At 74.3% G+C, this 2,947-nt stretch carries 4 protein-coding genes; 2 read left to right on the top strand and 2 right to left on the bottom strand.

Features of this window, described 5'->3' with window-relative positions:
* The first annotated feature begins 123 nt into the window (after nucleotides 1-123).
* Together ABD308_RS33765 and ABD308_RS33760 are read left to right on the top strand one after the other, a co-directional pair.
* Entirely contained in the window at nucleotides 124-456 is a 333-nt protein-coding gene (locus ABD308_RS33765; RefSeq protein ID WP_344343536.1) for a hypothetical protein, read from the top strand.
* Nucleotides 457-507: 51 nt separating this feature from the next.
* Complete coding sequence (locus tag ABD308_RS33760) at nucleotides 508-822, top strand: hypothetical protein (protein WP_344343534.1); 315 nt, start codon at nucleotides 508-510, stop codon at nucleotides 820-822.
* A gap of 106 nt (nucleotides 823-928) precedes the next feature.
* On the opposite strand, the gene ABD308_RS33755 is transcribed toward ABD308_RS33760, so the two are convergent.
* Together ABD308_RS33755 and ABD308_RS33750 are read right to left on the bottom strand one after the other, a co-directional pair.
* Entirely contained in the window at nucleotides 929-1,678 is a 750-nt protein-coding gene (locus ABD308_RS33755; RefSeq protein ID WP_344343532.1) for a class I SAM-dependent methyltransferase, read from the bottom strand.
* Nucleotides 1,647-2,915, bottom strand: a complete 1,269-nt coding sequence (locus ABD308_RS33750) for an MFS transporter (protein ID WP_344343538.1) — start codon at nucleotides 2,913-2,915, stop codon at nucleotides 1,647-1,649. The genes ABD308_RS33755 and ABD308_RS33750 overlap by 32 nt, the downstream gene beginning before the upstream one ends.
* Nucleotides 2,916-2,947 lie beyond the last annotated feature (32 nt).

Here is a 2,947-nt window from a genome sequence, read left to right as displayed (position 1 = left end):
CGGCCCGAATTCGAGGGTGGTCGAAGGCCTTTGCCGGGCCGGAGCGCGCGCGGTGAGAGTGAGCCGGCGGGCCGGTGCGACCGGCCGCACCAGTGACCGTCCGAACACCACCGAGGAGTACCCATGAGCCGCTCGTTCAGCCTCCGGCTGCGTGTCACCGCCGTCGCCCTCACCGCCTCCGCCTGCGTCCTCGGCGGTACCGTCTCGGCCGCCCAGGCCGCCCAGACCGCCCCGGCCCGCGCCGAATCGGTCACCGCGACGGAGATGGCGAAGTTCATGGGCAGCGGAACCGGCGCTTCGATGGGCTCGGCCATCGAGAGCGCGGCCAACGTGGCCTACGTGTACGCCCAGGCGGCCGGCTGGCAGCGGAGCCAGTGCTACCTCCTCGGCTCCGAGGTCAGGTCGACCGGTACCGGCTGGTTCACCGCGGTCGCCCAGGTGTTCTGTCAGCGCTGACCCGCACTGACCCGCATCGCATTCCACCGGAAACTACAGAAGGAGACCACCATGACGTCGATGCTCGTCCGGGGCGGCGCCGCCCTCGTCCTCGCCGGCTTCGCCGTGCTCGCGCCGACCGTCGCGCACGCCACCGTCACCACCGCGGCCACCACCGGGGGCGTCGTCCAGGAGACGCAGCGGTTCGTCGGGTCCGGCTACGAGAACAGCCCCAAGGAGGCGAAGCGCGACGCCGAGAACGACGCCCGTCGGCAGGCGCTGCTCAACGGCTTCCTCAACGAGCAGTGCGTGCTGCTGTACGCCGAGTCCTACCGGCTCGCGCCCGGCTACTACGCCGCCAACGCCGCGATCAGCTGCACCCGCTGACCCCTGCGCCACCCCCGGCCCCGTGGGGGCCACGACCAGGCTGGTCGTGGCCCCCACGGGGCCGACCGGTTCCCCGTTCTCCGCGCGCGGGGTGGCGGCCCCGCCGTCACGCCGGGCGGACCGCCCGCAGCACCAGGCGCTCGGCGTTCTCGTCGTACGGGCGGCCGTCGAAGCCGCCGAACACCTCGATCCGCTCGAACCCCGCCTCCTCGGCCATCCGGCGCAGCTCCACCGCGCTGTAGACGAACCACACCAGGGTGGCGCGGGTGACGTGCTCGCCGCGCACCATCACCCAGTCGCTGCGCAGCCGCGCCCAGTCGTCCAGCACCGTGTCGGTCTGCACGACGAGGTCCTCGCCGCGCCGCACCACCTTCGGCGGGGTGACCCGGCGGGCCAGCAACTCCTTGCCGGCCAGGTCGAGGACGAGCGTGCCGCCGGGCGTGAGGCTGTCGTGCATGGTGCGCAGCACCCGGGCGTTGTCGGCGGGGTCCTCGAAGTAGCCGAAGGAGGTGAACATGTTGAGCACCACGTCGAACGCGCCCGGCGCCTCGTACGTGCGCGCGTCGGCCCGCACGAACGTCACCTTGGCGCCGGCCCCGTCGGCCAGTCGCCGCGCCCGCTCCAGCATCGGCGGGCTGAGGTCGACGCCGGTCACGGCGTGGCCGCGCCGCGCCAGCGGGACGCTGAACACGCCGGGCCCGCAGCACAGGTCGAGCACCCGGGAGCCGGCCGGGAAGTCCAGCAGCGGGGAGGAGCCGAGCAGTTCCTCGGCCTGCTCGTGGCGCTGCTCGGAGAACAGGAAGTCGTGGAACCCGGTCCAGAAGTCATCGTCCTGGAACCCGCCCGTCCGTGTCATGCGGCCTCAGTGCTCCTTCGTCGTCGTGCGGTTGGGGGTGGCGCCCGCCGGCGCGGGGGCGCAGCGCGAGCAGCAGTGGGGGCAGCAGCAGGCACTGGCCGGCGGCCAGCAGCCAGAACAGCCCGGTGTGGCCGCCCCGTTCGGAGAGTCCGTAGAGCTGTCCGCCGAGGACGCCGCTCGCGCAGGCGCCGAGTCCGGCGCCGAGCCGCTGCTGCCCGAAGACCACGGCGTCCGAGCGCGGGCTGCGGGCCAGCGCCTCCAGGTCGTTCTTGAGGAAGAGCACGATGTCGCCCAGGGTGATCAGCGCCCCGCCCGCCAGCAGCGCGGGCCGGGTGCCGGCGGCGAGCACGGCCAGTCCGGCGGCGAGCCCGGCGAAGCCGGCCGCCAGGGCGACCGGGTAGGGCATCCGCCCGATCGCGCCGGAGGCGAGCGGCTGCACCACGATGACCAGCGTGAAGCAGAGCAGCAGCACCAGGCTGTAGAAGGTGCCCGAGGCCCGCTCGACCGCGTACATCGCCAGGAAGTGCTGGAAGTGGAAGTACAGGTAGAAGGCGAGCGCGTTGGCCGCGAAGGGCAGCACCGCGATCCCGGCCAGCGGGCCCGGCCCGGTTCCCCTCTCCGGCTCCCGCCTCGGCGCGGCGCCGGCGGGCAGCCCCGCGTGGCCGGCGGTGACCAGCACGAACAGCGCCGTGGCGGCCAGGAAGAGGTAGCCGGGCGAGGAGAGCACGAACGGGCCGGCGATCAGCGGTCCCACCGCCATGCCCGCGTTGAGGGCGGCGTTGCCCGCCGACAGGAACGCCGGCCGGCGCGCGTCGTCGACGCCCCGCACCAGGTAGGCCTTGTTGGCGGGCAGGTACAGCGCGGCGCCGCAGCAGGTCAGCACGAGCGCGCCGACCGCCAGCGGGGGCCAGCGCAGCGCGAGCAGCAGGCCGACGAAGCCGGCCGTGCGGACGGTCAGCGCCCACAGCATGGTGCGCCGCAGCCCGATCCGCTCGGCCAGCGCGCCGCCCGCGATCCCGCCGGAGAACTGCACCAGGGAGGCCACCGCCAGCACGACGCCGACGGTGCCGAGGCCCATGCCGAGCCGCTCGTGCAGGAAGACCGACATGAACGGCAGCACCATGAAGCTGCCGAGCGGGATCAGGAACGAGCTGAGCAGCAGGAACCGCAGCGGCCCGTCGAGCGTGCCGAGTGCGGCCCGCGGCCCCGCCGGGCCGGCGGTGCGGTCAGCCGCCATCGGCCCCGCCGTCCCCGCCCCCGCCGCCGGGC

Source organism: Kitasatospora putterlickiae (assembly GCF_039527695.1).
Lineage (GTDB): Bacteria > Actinomycetota > Actinomycetes > Streptomycetales > Streptomycetaceae > Kitasatospora > Kitasatospora putterlickiae.
The sequence above is the reverse complement of the archived record's forward strand: the minus strand, read 5'-3'. Positions and strand labels throughout refer to the sequence as shown.

Bases quoted from the DNA above. Each gene is read 5' to 3' on its own strand.
- ABD308_RS33765 (WP_344343536.1), top strand. From the start codon at position 124: ATGAGCCGCTCGTTCAGCCTCCGGCTGCGTGTCACCGCCGTCGCCCTC.
- ABD308_RS33760 (WP_344343534.1), top strand. From the start codon at position 508: ATGACGTCGATGCTCGTCCGGGGCGGCGCCGCCCTCGTCCTCGCCGGC.
- ABD308_RS33755 (WP_344343532.1), bottom strand. From the start codon at position 1,678: ATGACACGGACGGGCGGGTTCCAGGACGATGACTTCTGGACCGGGTTC.
- ABD308_RS33750 (WP_344343538.1), bottom strand. From the start codon at position 2,915: ATGGCGGCTGACCGCACCGCCGGCCCGGCGGGGCCGCGGGCCGCACTC.